Genomic DNA, 17,160 nt, shown 5'->3' with positions numbered 1-17,160 from the left:
CCCCCGTGGGAGGATCGGCCTTCCGGACGAATTACGGAGACGAGCGGATGGTCGGCACCTGCCCCCGGTGCCGGCCATCCGTAACCGGTACGGGGCGAAAGCGGACCGTTCGATCCGAGCGACTTCGCCCCCAACGCCCGGGAGGGAGCCGGTCAGAGGAAAGCCTGGACCTTTTCCAGCACCATGGCCGCATGCTCTTTCCGGCAGATCAGCAGGTCGGGCATGTAGACGTCTTCCTGGTTGTAGACCAACGGACTTCCATCGATGCGCGAGGCGTGCAGGCCCCAGCCCAGGGCCACCGCGGTGGGCGCGCAACTATCCCACTCATACTGGCCGCCCGAATGCAGGTAGATGTCCGCCTGCCCGAGCAGGATCGCCATGGCCTTGGCACCGGCCGAGCCCATGGGCACGAGTTCGGCCCCGATCGCTTCGGCGACCCCGGTCGCTTCCTTGGCCGGCCGTGTGCGGCTGACGACCATGCGCAGCTTTTCGGGCACGGCCGGAATCGCGCCGGGCCGATCCGAACGCAGCACCGTGTCACAGCCGGGCAGCGCCACGGCCCCCAGCACCGGCGCGCCGTTCACCGCCATGCCGACATGCACCGCCCAGTCGGCGCGTTCCTCGCCATATTCGCGGGTGCCGTCCACCGGATCGACGATCCAGACGCGCTCCTTGGAAAGACGCTCGGGATTGTCCTTCTCCTCCTCGGAAAGCAATCCATCCTCGCCACGCTGCTGACGCAGGGCGTGGACCAGGAACTGGTTCGCCGTCTGGTCCCCGGCCTTGCCGAGCGACTTGCCCTCGAACATGCCCGAGGCGCGGACCTGCAGGAGAATCTTGCCCGCGACGTCCGCCAGGTGGGCGGCCAGATCGCCATCGGTCATCGTCATCAGGCGTCTCCGAGCAGCGTTTCGACGATAAGGTTCGCGGCCTCCTCCGGCGACAGCTTGGTGGTGTCGATCCGTATCTCCGGATTGCGCGGCGCTTCGTAAGGGCTGTCGATGCCGGTGAAGTTCTTCAGTTCGCCCGCGCGCGCTTTCTTGTAGAGGCCCTTGACGTCGCGCGCCTCCGCCACCTTGAGCGGCGTGTCGATGAAGACTTCGAGGAACTCGCCCTCGGGCAGCATCGAGCGCACCATCTCGCGATCCGCCTGGAATGGCGAGATGAAGGCGGTGACGACGATCAGGCCGGCGTCCGCCATCAACTTCGAAACTTCGCCGACGCGGCGGATGTTCTCGATGCGGTCCGCCTCCGTAAAGCCCAGGTCCTTGTTCAGGCCGTGGCGCACATTGTCGCCGTCGAGCAGGAAGGTGTGCCGGTTCATCCGGTACAGCTTCTTCTCGACCAGGTTGGCGATGGTCGACTTGCCCGAACCGGAGAGGCCGGTGAACCACAGCACCGCCGCCTTCTGGTTCTTGAGATCGGCGTGCTGCTTGCGCCCGATGTCGAGAGCCTGCCAGTGGACGTTCTGCGAACGGCGCAGCGAGAAATGGAGCATGCCCGCGGCGACGGTGGCGTTGGTCATCTTGTCGATGAGAATGAACCCACCGAGCGAACGATTGTCGGCATAGGGCTCGAACACGATCTGCTTGTCGGTCGCGATCTCGGCGACACCGATGGCATTGAGATCGAGCGTCTTGGCGGCCATGTGCTCCATCGTGTTCACGTTGACCGTGTACTTGGGCGCATGGACGGTCGCCGAGACCATCTGCGTGCCCAGCTTGAGCCAGTAGGCGCGTCCGGGCACGAGAACTTCGTCGGCCATCCAGACGATGGTCGATTCGAACTGGTCGGCGGTCTGCGGCGGATTGTCGGCGACCGATATCACCGAACCGCGCGAACAATCGATCTCGTCCTCGAAGCAGACGGTGACCGACTGGCCGGCGACCGCTTCGTCAAGGTCGCCGTCGAAAGTGACGATGCGGCTGACCGTGCTCGTCTTGCCGGAAGGCAGGACGCGGATCTTGTCGCCCGGCTTGACCGAACCGGTCGCGATCAGGCCGGAGAACCCGCGAAAATCGAGGTTCGGGCGGTTGACCCACTGCACCGGCATGCGCAGCGGCTTGTCGGCATCCACCGAGCTCAGGACCTCGACGGTCTCGAGATGCTCGATCAGCGGAATTCCCGCGTATCGAGGGCCCTTGTACCACGGCGTGTTGTTCGAAAGCGTAGTGATGTTGTCGCCCTTGAAGCCCGAGATCGGCATGGCGGTGAAGCTCTCGATGCCGATCGAACTGGCGAACGCCGTGTAATCGGCAACGATCTTGTCGAACACTTCCTGGCTGTAGTCGACAAGGTCCATCTTGTTGACGGCCAGCACGATGTTCCTGATGCCGATCAGATGGCACAAGTAGCTGTGGCGCCGGGTCTGGACGAGCACGCCCTTGCGCGCGTCGATCAGGATCACCGCGAGGTCGGCGGTCGAAGCGCCGGTCACCATGTTGCGGGTGTACTGCTCGTGCCCCGGACAGTCGGCGACGATGAACTTGCGCTTTTCCGTGTTGAAGAAGCGATAGGCGACGTCGATCGTGATGCCCTGCTCGCGCTCGGCGGCGAGACCGTCGACCAGCAGCGCGAAGTCGATTTCCTGCCCCTGCGTGCCGACCTTGCGGGAATCGGCCTGCAACGCATCGAGCTGATCCTCGAAAATCATCTTCGAATCGTAGAGCAGGCGCCCGATCAGGGTGGACTTGCCATCATCGACGCTGCCGCAGGTAATGAAGCGCAGCATCGTCTTGTACTCATGCCGCTCCAGATAGGCGTCGATATCCTTGGCGATCAGCTCGTCGACGACGTAGACGGGTTCGTTCCTGTCCGTGGGGGTAACGTCGGCCATCAGAAGTACCCCTGCTGCTTCTTGACTTCCATGCCGGCGCCGCCGGCATCCTTGTCGATAGCGCGGCCCTGCCGCTCGGACGTGGTGGTGAGCAGGGTTTCCTGGATCACTTCGGACAGAGTGCTGGCCCCGCTTTCCACCGCGCCGGTCAGCGGGTAGCAGCCCAGCGTGCGGAAGCGGATCGAGCGCATCACCGGCTCCTCGCCAGGGCGCAATGGGAAGCGGTCATCGTCGACCATCAGCAGCATGCCGTCACGCTCGACCGTCGGGCGTTCCTCCGCGAAATAGAGCGGAACGATCGGGATGTCGTTGAGCTGGATGTATTGCCACACGTCCAGCTCGGTCCAGTTCGAGATCGGGAAGACGCGGATCGATTCGCCGCGGGCCTTGCGGGCGTTGTAGATGTTCCACAGCTCGGGCCGCTGGTTCTTCGGGTCCCAACCATGCGAGGACGTGCGGAACGAAAAGATGCGTTCCTTGGCGCGGCTCTTCTCTTCGTCGCGGCGGGCGCCGCCGAAAGCCGCGTCGAAGCCGTATTTGTCGAGCGCCTGCTTCAGCCCCTCGGTCTTCCACATGTCGGTGTGGAGCGCGCCATGGTCGAACGGATTGATCCCCCGCGCCATCGCCTCGGGGTTGTGATAGACGAGCAGATCCATGCCGGAAAGCTCGGCCATCTTGTTACGAAGTTCGTACATCGCCTTGAATTTCCACGTCGTGTCGACGTGGAGCAGCGGAAACGGTGGTGGCGAGGGATAGAAGGCCTTGCGCGCCAGGTGCAGCATGACCGCGCTGTCCTTGCCGACCGAGTAGAGCATCACCGGCCTCTCGGCCTCGGCCACGACTTCGCGGATGATGTGGATGCTCTCGGCCTCCAGCCTTTCGAGGTGCGTAAGTGTCTTCATCGCTTTCCTTTTCGGGTCCCGCCGGTTCGATCCCGGTGGGTTCGGCGAAGGCGTCGCCGTCCCTCCTCTTCATCATTGCAGGGGTGACTTTCATGCGAACCTCCCATATGGGAGGGTATGGCGCTTACGAGTAGGGATGAAACCGATCTGCTGATCCCCCTGTTTGAGGGGATGCACGAGAATCCACGATTCTCGACTTTTCTCGCGCGCCTTCGTCGCCGCACCGATGCCGTGCACGCCAGCCTGGTCCTGCGCCTGGGCGATCCCGCAAACGGGGCGATCACGGAATATTTTGCCGGGGCCGACCTCAGCCGCCGCGCGCGCGAACTGGGGACGGAGCGGCCCTACGATCTTGACCGCATCCACTACGACCGCCTGCGACCGGGCCGCGTCTACGGCATCTCGGAACTGGTCGAGCACGACCCGGTGATGCGCGCGGAGCGGGCAAGGAGGATGGCCCGGCTGGGCATCGCCGACGAACGCGTCGTGCGCCTCGCCGATGGCGAACGCCACAGCGCATGGCTGATGCTGGCGCGCACCACTGCCTGTTCGGCAGCGGACAGCGCGCTGCTTTCCAACCTTGCGCCTTACGTTGCGATCGCGCTCGACAATCTCGTGACGATCGACCGCGAGCGGCTGGAAAGCCGGATGAACGCCTTGAGCCTGGCGCGCACGCGCCAGGGCTGGATGGCGTTCGACCGCGAAGCGCGGCTTGCGACCGTCGATCCGGTGGTGGCGCGGTTCTGGAAGGAGCGATGCGGCGGCGAGCCGCGTCTCGGCGAGAGGCTGGTCGCCGTGAACGTAGAGGTGCAAAGGAAGCTCGCGGCGGCGGCGGCGGACATGGCCGAGGATCCGACGCTGCCCGCGCGGCCGCTCGTACTGCGTGAAAGCCCGCGCATCGAAGCCCTGCTGATGCCGGCGGAGACCAGCCCGGTACAGACCCCGGGTGCCCCTGCCGTGCTCGCGCTGCTGCGGTTGGACCGACCGCGTTCAAGCGAAGGCGCGAAATGGCTGGCGCAAGCTTTCGACCTGCCCTTGCGCGAAGCCGAATTGGCGATGGCGCTGGCGGACGGCCATTCCATCGCCGAGGCGGCCGGGGCGATGGGCCTGACGCTGGAAACCGCGCGGAACTATTCGAAACGGCTCTACGCCAAGCTCGGCGTGCGCGGCCAGGCGGAACTGGTCCGTCTGGTCTACGAAAGCAGCGCGGTGCTGGCGTAGCCTGCGACGGTTCGCAATGGCGAAGGGAAAGGAATGAGATCTGGTATCAGGCCAGTTCGCCCGCGACTTCGGTTCCCTTTACGTCCTGGTAGAGCGTGGTCCGCTGCTTCAGAACGCGCCCGACCGAAACCGCCGCCGCGCGCAGTTCATCGACGCTGACGTCCTGCCCGTGGGCGGCGCCGGCCGCGCGGCTGATGCTTTCGTTCATCAGCACCCCGCCCAGGTCGTTGGCGCCGGCCGCCAGCACGGCGGCGGCGCCGTCCATGCCGAGCTTTACCCAGGAGCACTGGATCGAATTGATCGCGCCGTTGAGGGCGAGCCGCGCCACCGAATGCATCATCACCGCCTCGCGCCAGGTCGGCCCCTTGCGGCTCTGGCCACGGCGGTAGAACGGCGCTTCCATGTGGATCAGCGGCAGCGGCACGAATTCGGTGATGCCGCCGGTGTCCAGTTGCAGATCGCGCAGCGCCGACAGGTGGCGGGCCCAGTGCGCGGTGCCTTCGAGATGGCCGAACATCACGGTCGAGGTGGTCGGCAGGCCGACGCGGTGGGCGGTGCCCACGACATCGAGCCATTCCCGCGTCGTCAGCTTGTCCGGGCAGATCCGGGCGCGGATATCGTCGCACAGGATCTCCGCCGCCGTTCCGGGCAGCGAGCCGAGCCCGGCGTCCCGGAGCATCGCAAGGTAATCGGAAACCGCCATGCCCAGCGTGCGCGCGCCCTGGCTCACTTCCAGCGGCGAAAAGGCATGGACGTGCAGATCCGGGCAAGCGTCCTTCACCGCGCGCAGGATCGCAAGATAGGTCTCGCCGGTATAGCTCGGGTGAATGCCGCCCTGCAGGCAGACTTCGGTCGCCCCGCGTTCCACCGCCTCGCGGGCACGCTCGGCGATTTCGGCAAGATCGAGGTTGTAGGGCTTGTCGCGGAAACCGGCCTTGATCGATGTCTTGGAAAAGGCGCAGAACGAGCAGGCGTGGGTGCAGATGTTGGTGTAGTTGATGTTGCGGTTGACGACATAAGTCACCGCCTCGCCGCTGACTTCGGCACGCAGCGCGTCCGCCGCCTCAACCACCGCCCGCGCCGCCGCGCCCCGGGTCGCGAAAAGCGCGACGATCTCGTCCTCGGAAAGCCCGGTGCCGCTCGCCGCGCGGTCCAGGATGCGGTGAAGCCGTGCCGCGACCGGGCCTTCGTGACGGCGGCCCAGCGGTGCATGCACGGTCCCCGGCGCGGGATCGGCCACGCCCGGGCTCCACTCGCTGTCACGCGCGAGGCCCTCGGCATCGGCCAGCTTGAGCACGGCGGGACGGATCGCCGGATCGAGCCAGGAGCTGTCGTCGGTGGCGACGAAACGGGGATAGATGGTCAGGCGCTCCACCAGCGGCAGGCCGGCACGGGCGCAGATCGCTTCCAGCCGCTCCACTTCGGGCCATGGCGCCTCGGGGTTCACATGGTCGAGCGTGACCGGCGAGATGCCGCCCCAGTCGTCGATGCCCGCGTCGATCAACTCGGCCAGGCGCTCGTCGTTGAGATTGGGCGGGGCCTGCACCGAAACCTCGTCCGGCAGGACGATCCGCGCCGCCGCCACCGTGCGCAGGAAATCGGCTTCCGATGCTTCGGGCGCCTCGGCCATCCTGGTGCCCGGCTTGGGGCAGAAGTTCTGGACGATCACTTCCTGGAGATGGCCATGCTGACGATGCAGATCGCGCAGCGCAATCAGGCTTTCGATGCGTTCCGTGGGCGTCTCGCCGATGCCGATGAGGATGCCGCTGGTGGTCGGCACCCGCGCCCGGCCCGCCGCCGCCAGCGAGGCCATGCGGACCGCCGGCTCCTTGTCGGGCGAGCCGTGGTGCGCCTCTCCCTTGTTCAGCAAACGCGCGGACACGCTCTCCAGCATCAGCCCGACCGAGGCCGAGACCGGGCGCAGCATGCGGTAGTCCTCCTCCTCCAGCACGCCGGCATTGACATGCGGGAGCAGGCCCGTCTCGTTCAGGACCAGCTCGGCGCAGTGACGCACATAGTCGACGGTGCGGGAAAAACCGCGCTCCGCCAGCCATTCGCGCGCCGCCGCATAGCGGCGCTCCGGCGCATCGCCGAGCGTGAACAGCGCTTCCTTGCATCCGGCCGCCGCACCGGCGCGGGCGATGTCGAGCACTTGCTCCGGCGTCAGGTAGGGCTGTTCCAGGCGCGAGGGCGTCGTCGCGAACGTGCAGTAATGGCATACGTCCGCGCAGAGGCGCGTCAGGGGGATGAAGACCTTGGGCGAATAGGTCATCCGCGCCGGCGTGAACGGCCCTCCGCGTGCGCCGCGCCGGTCCCGCGCCTCGGCCAGGATGGCTTCGAGCGGCGTGGATAGGAGGCGCGAAACCAATGCGCTGTCGTTGCTGGTCATGTTCATCCTGTTTCGATCCCGGCAGCTGACAGTGCTGCGCGCGCAAGCCGCTCCCGATCCTGGGCATCGTGCATGACGGTTCCGGTGACGGTGACGCAAAGGCCGCTCCCGCGCAACCCCTGGGCATCGGCGGCATCGGCCGTGTCTATCACCAGGTGGTCGAGCAGGGCTCCATAGTGATCGGCGATGGCCCGGTTGCCCACTTCCTGTCCCAGCTCGCCCAGCAGCTTTGCCAGCGGCCCCTTGAGCGCGGCGCCCCCGACCAGCGGCGACACGGCGACGAGCGGGACCTTGCGGGCGACCAGCGCCGCGCGCACGCCGTCCACCGCCAGGATCGGATCGACGCTGAGATAGGGATTGGAGGGGCAGACGATCACCGCCGCCAGGTCATCCCGCGCCAGCGCGGCGGCGAAGCCCGGCGAGGGCGGTGCGCCCGGGACGCCGGCAAAGCGGATGCCGGTGGCGACCGGCCGGCATTGCTCGGCCACGAAATAGCGCTGGAAATCCAGCCAGCCGTCGGCGGTGCCGACCTGGGTACGGACCGGCACGTCGCTCATCGGCACGATCGCCGGGGCGATGCCGAGCTGGCGGGTGAGCCGGGCCGTCACCTCCGACAGGCTTTCACCCGCGCGCAGGCGCCAGGACCGGGCGATGTGCATGCCGAGGTCGCGGTCGCCCAGGTTGAACCAGTCCGCCTCTCCGAGTGCCCGCAGCATGGCCATGGCCTGCCATGTCTCGTCCTTCACCCCCCAGCCGCGCTCGGTATCGTTGAGCCCGGCGAGCGCATATGTCACGGAATCGATGTCGGGGCAGATGGTCAGGCCAAGATGCTCGAAATCGTCGGCGGTATTGACGACGATGGTCAGATCGTCCGGCGCCAGCACGCGGCCCAGCCCCGCCGCCAGCTTGGCCCCGCCGACGCCGCCGGAGAGGGCGAGCACGTGGCGTCTGGACGCGCTCATCGGAACATGTCCTGTTCGAGCGGACGCAGCCCGCTTGCCGCGCCCGGCCCATCCTCGTCGCGAACCCAGCGTTCGCAGCCGCGCACCAGGGCGACGGGCGTGCCTTCGTCGCCCTCCCCCATCGCCAGCGCGGCCATCGCGGCGACCGAGTCCGCGACCGCGATCACCGTTGCCTGCAAGGTGCGTCCGTAAAGGTCCACCGCCTTGCCGCGCCGGTCTTCCAGCACGGTCAGGCCCGCGCAGCCGATCGCCGTTCCCACCGTGCCGATCCGCCAGGCTCGTCCCATCGAATCGGCGATCACCACCGCGACGTTCACCCCCGCTATCTCTATCAGCGCTCGCCGGATCGCACGTGCCGAGGCGTCCGGATCGACCGGCCAGCGCAGCACGGTGCCGGCATCCCCGCCCGCTATGTTCGAGGCATCGATGCCGGCATTGGCCAGTACGTGTCCGGTGCGGTGACGGGCGATGATCGCCGCCGGATTGAAGCGCAGAATATCGCTGCTCTCATCGAGGATCGCCTGCACCGCCCCCGGTTCGCGGCCAGTGACGGCGGCGATGCGCGCGGCTTCCGGCCCCGCTGCCACCGAAGCGAGTTCCAGTGCGCGGCCTTCCGCCTTGGAGACGATCTTCTGCGCGATCACGCAGATATCGCCGCCGCGCAGACCGTCTCCCAAAGCAGCGAGAGCGGCGCAGATCTCCCCCGCGATCGACATGCCGGGGGCGAACATCGGCAGGCCGGCCAGCGCATGCACGCACAGTCGGGGGGCGTCGTTCATGCCTGACGGTATTCCGGATTGACCATGCACCTCTTCCGCGATTGCCCTTGCGCCGTGTTTCCCGGCCGCTATCGGCAAACGGCAAGAAGACGCAACAGGCAATTTTCAGGAGACAGGACAGATGGCCTCAATCGCGGTAATCGGCGGAACCGGAGCGCTCGGCAAGGGCATCGCGCGCAGGCTCGCCCGGGCCGGGCATGAAGTGACGATCGGCTCGCGCTCGGCGGACAAGGCCAAGATCACCGCCGAGGAGCTGGGCGGACTGGCCTACGCCGCCAACGAGGATGCCGCGCAGGGCAAGGACGTGGTGATCGTCACCGTGCCCCACGCCTCCCAGGGGGACACGCTGAAGCTCATCAAGGACAAAGTCGGCAATGCCGTGATCGTCGATACCACCGTGCCGCTGGTGCCGCCCAAGGTCATGCGGGTACAGCTTCCCGCCGAAGGCAGCGCCGCGATGCAGGCGCGCGAACACCTGGGGCCGGACGCGCGCCTCGTCACCGCGTTCCACAACGTCTCGGCCCACCACCTCGACAGCGACCATGCCATCGACTGCGACGTCCTGGTGTTCAGCGACGACGTGGAAGCGCGCAAGACGGTGGTGGACTTGTGCCCCGGCATGGGCCTTCGCGGCCTTTCCGGCGGCGCGCTGGCCAATTCGGCCGCGGCCGAGGCGCTGACCTCCATCCTCATCTACATGAACAAGACCTACAAGGCCGACGGCGCAGGCATCCGCTTCACCAGCCTTACGGACGCGCCGGCCATTCCGTGATCGCATGCGCTGCTGGGCCATCATACCGATCAAGGGCAAGGGCGAAGGCAAGACCCGCCTTGCCGGCGTGCTCTCCGCAAGCGAGCGCGATGCCCTGGTTGATGCCATGCTGGCGCATGTGGTCCAGGCTGCCGGGCAGGCGGGTTCGATCGAGCGCGTGCTGCTCGTGGGCCCATCGCGCCACGGCCTGGACGGCGCCATCCCGCTGCTGGGCGATCCGGGCACGGGGCTCAACACGGCACTGGGCGCCGCACTGGACACTGCATCGGGGGGGGCGCTTGCCGCGATCGGGGCGGAAGGTCCCGATCGCGTGGTGGTGATCGCGGGCGATCTTCCCTGCGTCACCGCGCTGGATCTGGACCTCATGGCGCAAGTCCCGGCCGGAACGCTCGGGATCGCGCCCGACCGCCACGGCACCGGCACCAATGCCCTGTCGCTGCCCTTGCCCGATGCGTCGCGCTTCATCTTCCGCTTCGGCGCCGACAGCCGCGCGCTGCATCAACGGGAAGCGGAACGACTCGGCCTTGCCGTGGAAACGATTTGCAGCGCCGGACTGGAAAAGGACGTGGACGAGCCTGCGGACCTCACCGATGCCGCACCGGTGTTCACGCCGGCGCGTTAGAGGATCGTGCTCACAATCCGAATCGGAACCTGCTCGTCCTGGGCCTGCCGAAGGGGACAGGCCAGTATCCTTCGACGGGCTCAGTGCCAGCGGGCGTGGAGCGGGTCTTGGGCACAATGCATCAAAAAGCTGGTAGTGCCCCCGCCATCGCCGCGTGGAAGGCCTTGACCGCCGCCGCCTCGTCACCATTCCACACCGCGCCCGAAACGGCGAGGAAGTCCGCCCCGGCCGCCACCAGCGGCGCGCAGTTTTCCGGCGTGATCCCGCCGATGGCGACACAGGGAATCTCGAACAGCGCCTGCCACCATTCCAGCAGGTCGAGCCCGGCGGTGTGCTTCACGGGCTTGGTCGTGGTCGGGAAGAAGGCTCCGAAGGCCACGTAGTCGGCGCCCGCCTCGCCCGCTTCCATTGCCAGGTGGCGGCTGTCATGGCAGGTCACGCCCACTTGCGCATCGCGCCCCAGCGCCTTGCGGGCTTCCTCCACCGTGCCGTCCTCTTGCCCGAGATGGACGCCGTCGGCGCCGATGCGTTTGGCGAGGCTGATCGAATCGTTGACGATGAACGCCACGTCGCGGGCGGCGCAGAGCGCCTGCAAAGGCGCCGCAAGGCGTGCCGCCTCGTGCTGGTCCAGGTCTTTCACGCGGAACTGGAACGCCGCCACCGGCCCGGCATCGAGCGCGCGGGCAAGGCGCTCCGGAAAGGCGCCGCCCACATCGAGCGGCGAGATCAGATAGAGCTGTGCGGGTTCGCGTTCTGTTTCAGCGGAGGTGGCATGGTCGGTTCTGTCAGTCATCGCCGCGCTCTAACGCCGCGGCGCGCGCGCGCCAAGCATTCCGGAGCCGTTCATGCGCGCCATGCTTGGCCGGGGCGATGAAAACACGCCCCCTGCTCCTCCTGCTGGCTCCCCTGTGCATCGCCGGCTGCACGGTGATCCCACCCGCCGAACCGCGCGATACCGCGCCGCCCCCACCTTCACAGGCACCTACACAGGCACCGGCCGGGAACCCTTCTTCCCTCGCCTATGCCGCGCTGGGCCAGACCGTGACCGTGGATGGCCCCAGGGTGACGCCGATCGAAGTGCTGGAAGACAGCCGCTGCCCGATGAACGCGCGCTGCGTCTGGGCCGGCCAGGTGCGCCTGCGCGTGCGGATCGATCTCGGTTCGGGCGGGACCATGCAGGAAATCACGTCGGGCAAGCCGGTCCAGGTCGCCGACGGCAGCCTGGAACTGGCCGAAGTCCAGCCCGAAAAGGTGACGGGCGGCACCATCGATCCGGCCACCTACCGCTTCGGCTTCCGCTTCATGGGCGGACTGTAATACCAAGTCTCTCAAAACGAGACTCGGCTTCTCCGCTCGTCGTCACAAGGCGGTGAAGCCGCCGAAGCAGCGCCGAACCGCTCGGTCCGGGCCCGCGCTCAGATCGTCTGCCCGGTCTTGGCCCAGTCCGCCAGGAAGCCTTCGATGCCCTTCTCGGTAAGGACGTGCTTGAACAGGCTCTTGATGACGGCAGGCGGCATCGTCGCCACGTCGGCGCCGATCCGGGCGCATTCCAGGACATGGACCGGATGGCGGATCGAGGCGGCGAGGATCTCGGTCTCGAAACTGTAGTTATCATAGATCAGGCGGATGTCGCGGATCAGGTCGATGCCGTCGAAGCCATTGTCGTCGTGCCGACCGATAAAGGGCGAGATGAAGCTCGCCCCCGCCTTGGCCGCGAGCAGCGCCTGGTTGGCCGAGAAGCACAAGGTGACGTTGACCATCGTCCCGTCCGAGGTAAGCTTGCGGCAGGTCTTGAGCCCGTCGATGGTGAGCGGCACCTTGATGCAGACGTTGTCGGCGATGCGGCGCAGCACTTCGGCCTCGCGCATCATCCCCTCGTGGTCGAGCGCGACCACTTCGGCCGAGACCGGGCCGTGGGTGATCTTGCAGATCTCCGCCGTCACTTCCATGAAATCCCGGCCCGACTTGGCGATCAGCGAGGGGTTGGTGGTGACGCCGTCGAGCAGGCCGGTATCGGCAAGCTCCCTGATGTCGGCGATTTCGGCGGTGTCGACGAAGAACTTCATGTGTGGATCCTGGCTGGCGAGTCTCGGGAGCGCTATAGGGAAGCGAATTCCGCCGGGCTAGAGTTACCGCAGCCCCGTGGCGCAGGGACCGGAAGGTTCACGATAGCTTCAGTCCCGCGATCAGCACCGGATCGTTGGTGGAGGCTGGATTCTCGCGGATTTCCGCCTCGCTGGCGCCGATCTCGTACCAGATCGCGTTATCCGCCTCCAGCGCCAGGGCATGGGCGGCGTCCTGGATGTTCACACCGGACAGCGCCCCGATCGCCTGGCCCAGGATCGGATCGTCGGCGGCGCGCATCACTTGGTCGAGCTCGGGAATCATCGCATTGACCAGCGCCGGCCCCATCGCCTGGCGCAAGTACGTGGTCGCGGCGGTGCGCCCCCCTTTCAGCAGCGCCGCTCCATCGCCGATCGCTGTCCCCCGCACCGCTTCGGCCACCACCGGCGCCGCCCTGCGGGCGCCGTCCTCGGCAATGTTGTTGAGCAGGTGCTGGAGCTTTTCGCGAAATACCGAGGACTTGAGCACCTTCGACGCGATCGAGCCCGGCTTGCCGAACAGGACCGGCAGGTTGATACGGGCCACCGCGCTGTTCCAGAAGCCATCCGGCTGGGTCAGCCGCGCGAAGGCGCGCTGCGTCGAGAGCGCCAGCAGGCGGCGCACGACCTCCACCTGGCCGCCCTGCCCCATCGAGGCGCAGCCCGGCAACGCCAGCGCGCCCGCCCCCGCCAGCAGGGCCGCCAGCACCGCGCGGCGTTCCAGAGTGCCCTTGCCCGATCCCCAACCTTCCATGTCCGCCTCCTTCACGATCCGATCCGCCGGTGCCTATATGCACCGCAGATGAAACGCGTCCGACTCCTCGTCTTCAACACCGCGCTCGGCGTTCTCGACTATCGCGTGCCCGAAGCGATGGCGATCGAATTCGGTTCGGTCGTCATCGCGCCGCTCGGCCCGCGCCAGGTGCTGGGCATCGTCTGGGAACCGGAACGCCTGAGCGCGCAGGAAGTGCCGGAATCCAAGCTGCGCCCGCTGCTCGAAGCATTGCCGGTTCCGCCGCTTCCCGCGCGATTGCGGCGGCTGATCGAATGGACCGCCGATTACTACTGTGCGCCGCTCTCGTCGGTCGCCCGCATGGCGCTGGGCAGCATGGCGGCGCTGCGCGGCGGCGGCACCGCCACCGAATACCGCCTGACCGGCCAGGAACCCGCGCGCCTGACCCCGCAGCGCGCCGCCGCGCTCGATGCGCTGCAAGGCGAGCAGGCCTCCATCCGCGAGCTGGCCGAACTGGCGGGCGTGTCGGAAGGCGTGCTGCGCGGCATGGTCGGCGCCGGGCTGCTGGAACCGGTGACGGTGGACCTCGACCGACCCTACCCGGCCGCCCGGCCCGGCTTCGCGGTGCCCCAACTCAGCGAGGACCAGCGGGCCGCCGCCGAGATTTTCGTTAGCGCGGTGCGCGCCAGTTCCGACGGGGACGGCTTCGCCCCCTTCCTGCTCGACGGCGTCACCGGTTCGGGCAAGACGGAGTGCTATTTCGACGCCGTGGCCGAGGCGCTGCGGCTTGGCAGGCAAGTGCTGGTGCTGCTGCCCGAGATCGCGCTGACGGAAAATTTCCTGCGCCGTTTCGAGCACCGTTTCGGCGTGCCGCCGGTGCTGTGGCACTCCTCGCTCAAGTCGAGCGAGCGGCGGCGCGCGTGGCGTTCGATCGTGCTGGGCGCGGCCCAGGTCGTGGTCGGGGCCCGTTCGGCCCTGTTTCTGCCTTATGCGAACCTGGGGCTGATCGTCGTCGACGAGGCGCACGAGGTATCGTTCAAGCAGGATGACGGCGTGCGCTACAACGCGCGCGACGTGGCGGTTATCCGCGCCAAGTTCGAAGGCCTGCCGGTGATTCTCGCCAGCGCCACCCCCGCGCTCGAATCAATGCAACTCGCGGAGGCCGGAATCTACCGCAAGATCGCCCTGCCCGACCGTTTCGGCGGTGCCAGGCTGCCCGAGATCCACGTCGTCGACTTGCGCAAGGAAGTGCCCGAACGCGGTCGCTGGCTGGCCCCGCGACTGGTCGAGGAGATGAAGGCGCGGCTGGAGCGCGGCGAACAGTCGCTGCTGTTCCTCAACCGGCGTGGTTATGCCCCGCTGACGCTGTGCCGCAACTGCGGTTATCGCTTCCAGTGCCCGAACTGCACGGCCTGGCTGGTCGAGCATCGTTTTTCCCGGCGCCTCGCCTGCCATCATTGCGGACATGAAGTGCCGGTGCCCGATGCCTGCCCCGACTGCGGCACCGCCGACTGCCTGGTCGCATGCGGCCCCGGCGTCGAACGGATCGCCGACGAAGTCGCGGAAATCCTGCCCGAGGCGCGCACCGCGCTGGTGACTTCGGACACCATGAACCATCCGGAGGCCATCGCCGAATTCGTCGCCATGGCCGAAAGCGGGGCGATCGACGTCATCATCGGCACCCAGCTCGTCACCAAGGGATACCACTTCCCCGAATTGACGCTGGTCGGCGTGATCGATGCCGACCTTGGCCTCGAAGGCGGGGACTTGCGCGCGGCGGAACGCACCTACCAGCAGATCGCGCAAGTCGCGGGGCGGGCCGGACGCGGCGCGAAGCCGGGCGAAGTGCTGATCCAGACCCGGCACCCGGAAGCCGCCGTCATCGCCGCGCTGGCGAACGGCGATCGCGACGCTTTCTACACCGCCGAAACCGAAGCCCGCCGCGATGCGGGCGCTCCTCCCTTCGGGCGGTGGGCGGCGATCATCGTCAGCTCGGAAGACCAGACCGAAGCCCTCGCCGCCGCGCGCGCCATCGGCGGCACCGCGCCCAACCTGCCGGACATGCTGGTCCTCGGCCCCGCTCCCGCGCCGCTCTCCCTGCTACGAGGGCGGCACCGTTTTCGCCTCTTAATCAATGCACGCCGCAGCGCCGAGCTCCAGAAGACGCTGCGCGCGTGGCTCGATCCCCTGCAGTTCCCGCGCGGCGTGCGGGTAAACATTGACATCGACCCCTACAGCTTTGTTTAGTCGGTTGATTAGCAACGACGGGGAAACAAGTTGCGCAAACAGATTGGTTTGGGGCTGGCGCTCCTTTGGACGCTCCTATCTTCTGCACCAGCGACGGCTACAGGCTGGAACAAGGCGGAATCCAACAACTTCGTGATCTACAGTGATGGCCCCGCGGCAACACTGAAGGAATTTGCCGAGACGCTGGAACGGTTCGACACGTTGCTGCGAGCCTTGCTCAACACGCCTCAGGAAGATCATCCCAGCCGACTGACCGTCTATCTACTCGATACTTCGAGCGATATCGGTACATTAGTTGGTAACCAGTCTGTCGCGGGCTTCTACCATCCCGACATAGCCGGCTCGTATGTCGTAGCTAGTCGCCTGCAAACGAGCCGCTACGAAGCCGGTGGGCTGCCGGTTCTATTCCACGAATACGGTCATCATTTCATGTTCCGCCATTTCGAGGACATCGCTCCGCTTTGGTACCAGGAAGGTTTTGCCGAGTTCGTATCAACCGTCGATTTCACCCGTGACGGCATCTGGACCATCGGCAAAGTGGATGACATACGTGCCTACGACGTGATGCACGGCAACATTTCCATCGAAGAACTGCTTGGTCTCATCGACGAGAAACCATCAACCGATGATGTGTCGATGATTTACGCCCGCGGCTGGCTCCTTGTGCATATGTTGAATTTCGACCAATCTCGCCAGGGACAGTTGATCGACTATCTTCAACGATTTCGAAGAGGCCAGAATCTCAAGGAGGCCGCCGCAGCGTTCGGAAATCTCAAAAAACTTGATGCGGACCTGCGTAAATACGCGGTCGGGCGCGTCCCCTTTCGCCGCGCCAATACACCATTAGTCTATTCAGGCGAAATTCGAATCGTTCCTCTCGATGATATCGATTCCAGGCTAGCGGCGCTTTCGCTGAACATTCGTATTGCGCGTCTTGCCGATAGCGCGCTCGAAGAACTCCGCACGTTGGCCCAACGCTATCCAGAAGCCCCGCGCGTGATCCGCGATGCTGCCATTGCCGAGACTGATCGGGTGCTCGGCGTAAAAAAAGCCTTCGTCTCATCGTCCGACGACAACAAAAGCGACGATTTGGCCGAATCCGAGAGCAAGGATCTCGCTAGAGTTGAAGCTTTCGTCGATCACGCGCTCGAAATTTCTCCTCGTGAACCTAGCCTTCACCTCGCCAAGGCGCGGCTGATGTTGCATAGTCTTAATCAACGTCAAGGCACCACGCAGGAATGGTCACAAGTTCGGCGAGAAATCGCCGCCGCCAATAACATTGATCCCAATGACCCCCAGGCTCTTTATCTCTACTATCAATCCTATGCTCAGGAACGGATAGTGCCGCCGGCATCGGCGCAAGCTGCGCTGGGTCGTGCGTACGAACTCATCCCTGAAGTCAACGAGGTGCGTATTGCCTACGCCCTCGATCTCGCGAACCAGCACCACTTCGCGGAAGCCATCTCGGTTATGACGGTTCTCGCCAATAACCCACACGCATCGAGCGGTGCCAAGAAAATTCTGGCGGCGATCGAACAGATGGAGCAATCAGCTAAGAACGAGCAGGTCACTATCGTACCGAATTCATAGCTTCG

Annotated in this window: 15 protein-coding genes; 6 read left to right on the top strand and 9 right to left on the bottom strand. The window is 66.2% G+C overall.

Translation table 11 applies throughout. The features are described 5' to 3' along the window. Positions 1-152 precede the first annotated feature (152 nt). From BM052_RS09630 to cysD, 3 genes are read right to left on the bottom strand one after another with little or no spacing between them, the layout of a single operon-like run. Positions 153-890 (bottom strand): 3'(2'),5'-bisphosphate nucleotidase CysQ, encoded by a 738-nt coding sequence (locus BM052_RS09630; protein ID WP_091146019.1) that lies wholly within the window; start codon positions 888-890, stop codon positions 153-155. After that, the gene (gene cysN, locus BM052_RS09625) at positions 890-2,836 is read right to left on the bottom strand and encodes a sulfate adenylyltransferase subunit CysN (RefSeq protein ID WP_091146016.1); all 1,947 of its coding nucleotides are present in this window, start codon (positions 2,834-2,836) and stop codon (positions 890-892) included. The genes BM052_RS09630 and cysN overlap by 1 nt, the downstream gene beginning before the upstream one ends. Continuing rightward, positions 2,836-3,738 carry a sulfate adenylyltransferase subunit CysD gene (gene cysD / locus BM052_RS09620; protein ID WP_091146014.1) on the bottom strand — a complete coding sequence of 301 codons (903 nt, stop codon included), beginning with the start codon at positions 3,736-3,738 and terminating at the stop codon, positions 2,836-2,838. The genes cysN and cysD overlap by 1 nt, the downstream gene beginning before the upstream one ends. 117 nt (positions 3,739-3,855) lie before the next feature. On the opposite strand from cysD, the gene BM052_RS09615 reads away from it, so the two are divergent. Further along, entirely contained in the window at positions 3,856-4,959 is a 1,104-nt protein-coding gene (locus BM052_RS09615; RefSeq protein WP_091146012.1) for a helix-turn-helix transcriptional regulator, read from the top strand. A gap of 46 nt (positions 4,960-5,005) precedes the next feature. Here BM052_RS09615 and cofH read toward each other — a convergent pair whose 3' ends face one another. Genes cofH through cofE form a run of 3 tightly spaced genes read right to left on the bottom strand, consistent with a single transcriptional unit; the run spans position 5,006 to position 9,089 of the window. Further along, on the bottom strand, positions 5,006-7,354 hold the full coding sequence (gene cofH, locus BM052_RS09610; RefSeq protein WP_369821518.1) for a 5-amino-6-(D-ribitylamino)uracil--L-tyrosine 4-hydroxyphenyl transferase CofH: 2,349 nt from the start codon (positions 7,352-7,354) through the stop codon (positions 5,006-5,008). Continuing rightward, entirely contained in the window at positions 7,351-8,310 is a 960-nt protein-coding gene (cofD, locus tag BM052_RS09605; RefSeq protein ID WP_091146006.1) for a 2-phospho-L-lactate transferase, read from the bottom strand. Before cofD ends, cofH begins: the two co-directional genes overlap by 4 nt. Beyond that, positions 8,307-9,089 carry a coenzyme F420-0:L-glutamate ligase gene (gene cofE, locus BM052_RS09600; RefSeq protein ID WP_091146005.1) on the bottom strand — a complete coding sequence of 261 codons (783 nt, stop codon included), beginning with the start codon at positions 9,087-9,089 and terminating at the stop codon, positions 8,307-8,309. Before cofE ends, cofD begins: the two co-directional genes overlap by 4 nt. 121 nt (positions 9,090-9,210) lie before the next feature. Between cofE and npdG the strand changes: the two genes are divergently transcribed. Continuing rightward, positions 9,211-9,861, top strand: coding sequence for an NADPH-dependent F420 reductase (gene npdG, locus BM052_RS09595; RefSeq protein WP_091146002.1), 651 nt, complete (start codon positions 9,211-9,213; stop codon positions 9,859-9,861). Positions 9,862-9,865: 4 nt separating this feature from the next. Beyond that, a complete protein-coding gene (gene cofC, locus BM052_RS09590; RefSeq protein WP_091146001.1) occupies positions 9,866-10,483 on the top strand; it encodes a 2-phospho-L-lactate guanylyltransferase in 618 nt (205 codons plus the stop codon). Positions 10,484-10,604: 121 nt separating this feature from the next. Here the strand turns inward: cofC and thiE are convergent, their stop codons facing one another. Continuing rightward, positions 10,605-11,276: a thiamine phosphate synthase gene (gene thiE, locus BM052_RS09585; RefSeq protein ID WP_091145998.1), complete on the bottom strand. Its 672-nt coding sequence runs from the start codon at positions 11,274-11,276 to the stop codon at positions 10,605-10,607. 77 nt (positions 11,277-11,353) lie between these two features. Here thiE and BM052_RS09580 point away from each other — a divergent pair, with 77 nt between their 5' ends. Next, positions 11,354-11,800: a hypothetical protein gene (locus BM052_RS09580; protein ID WP_255406052.1), complete on the top strand. Its 447-nt coding sequence runs from the start codon at positions 11,354-11,356 to the stop codon at positions 11,798-11,800. A gap of 98 nt (positions 11,801-11,898) precedes the next feature. On the opposite strand, the gene fsa is transcribed toward BM052_RS09580, so the two are convergent. Both fsa and BM052_RS09570 read right to left on the bottom strand, forming a co-directional pair. Further along, on the bottom strand, positions 11,899-12,549 hold the full coding sequence (fsa, locus tag BM052_RS09575; protein WP_091145996.1) for a fructose-6-phosphate aldolase: 651 nt from the start codon (positions 12,547-12,549) through the stop codon (positions 11,899-11,901). Between the two features lie 97 nt (positions 12,550-12,646). Continuing rightward, complete coding sequence (locus BM052_RS09570) at positions 12,647-13,339, bottom strand: DUF4197 domain-containing protein (RefSeq protein WP_091146089.1); 693 nt, start codon at positions 13,337-13,339, stop codon at positions 12,647-12,649. Positions 13,340-13,387: 48 nt separating this feature from the next. Here BM052_RS09570 and BM052_RS09565 point away from each other — a divergent pair, with 48 nt between their 5' ends. Next, positions 13,388-15,565 (top strand): primosomal protein N', encoded by a 2,178-nt coding sequence (locus BM052_RS09565; RefSeq protein WP_091145993.1) that lies wholly within the window; start codon positions 13,388-13,390, stop codon positions 15,563-15,565. Positions 15,566-15,595: 30 nt separating this feature from the next. Then, positions 15,596-17,155 carry a hypothetical protein gene (locus tag BM052_RS09560; RefSeq protein ID WP_143084797.1) on the top strand — a complete coding sequence of 520 codons (1,560 nt, stop codon included), beginning with the start codon at positions 15,596-15,598 and terminating at the stop codon, positions 17,153-17,155. The last annotated feature ends 5 nt before the right edge of the window (positions 17,156-17,160 follow it).

The organism is Novosphingobium sp. CF614 (assembly GCF_900113255.1).
Taxonomy (GTDB): Bacteria; Pseudomonadota; Alphaproteobacteria; order Sphingomonadales; family Sphingomonadaceae; genus Novosphingobium.
The sequence above is the reverse complement of the archived record's forward strand: the minus strand, read 5'-3'. Positions and strand labels throughout refer to the sequence as shown.

Bases quoted from the DNA above. Each gene is read 5' to 3' on its own strand.
- BM052_RS09630 (WP_091146019.1), bottom strand. From the start codon at position 890: ATGACGATGACCGATGGCGATCTGGCCGCCCACCTGGCGGACGTCGCG.
- cysN (WP_091146016.1), bottom strand. From the start codon at position 2,836: ATGGCCGACGTTACCCCCACGGACAGGAACGAACCCGTCTACGTCGTC.
- cysD (WP_091146014.1), bottom strand. From the start codon at position 3,738: ATGAAGACACTTACGCACCTCGAAAGGCTGGAGGCCGAGAGCATCCAC.
- BM052_RS09615 (WP_091146012.1), top strand. From the start codon at position 3,856: ATGGCGCTTACGAGTAGGGATGAAACCGATCTGCTGATCCCCCTGTTT.
- cofH (WP_369821518.1), bottom strand. From the start codon at position 7,354: ATGAACATGACCAGCAACGACAGCGCATTGGTTTCGCGCCTCCTATCC.
- cofD (WP_091146006.1), bottom strand. From the start codon at position 8,310: ATGAGCGCGTCCAGACGCCACGTGCTCGCCCTCTCCGGCGGCGTCGGC.
- cofE (WP_091146005.1), bottom strand. From the start codon at position 9,089: ATGAACGACGCCCCCCGACTGTGCGTGCATGCGCTGGCCGGCCTGCCG.
- npdG (WP_091146002.1), top strand. From the start codon at position 9,211: ATGGCCTCAATCGCGGTAATCGGCGGAACCGGAGCGCTCGGCAAGGGC.
- cofC (WP_091146001.1), top strand. From the start codon at position 9,866: ATGCGCTGCTGGGCCATCATACCGATCAAGGGCAAGGGCGAAGGCAAG.
- thiE (WP_091145998.1), bottom strand. From the start codon at position 11,276: ATGACTGACAGAACCGACCATGCCACCTCCGCTGAAACAGAACGCGAA.
- BM052_RS09580 (WP_255406052.1), top strand. From the start codon at position 11,354: ATGAAAACACGCCCCCTGCTCCTCCTGCTGGCTCCCCTGTGCATCGCC.
- fsa (WP_091145996.1), bottom strand. From the start codon at position 12,549: ATGAAGTTCTTCGTCGACACCGCCGAAATCGCCGACATCAGGGAGCTT.
- BM052_RS09570 (WP_091146089.1), bottom strand. From the start codon at position 13,339: ATGGAAGGTTGGGGATCGGGCAAGGGCACTCTGGAACGCCGCGCGGTG.
- BM052_RS09565 (WP_091145993.1), top strand. From the start codon at position 13,388: ATGAAACGCGTCCGACTCCTCGTCTTCAACACCGCGCTCGGCGTTCTC.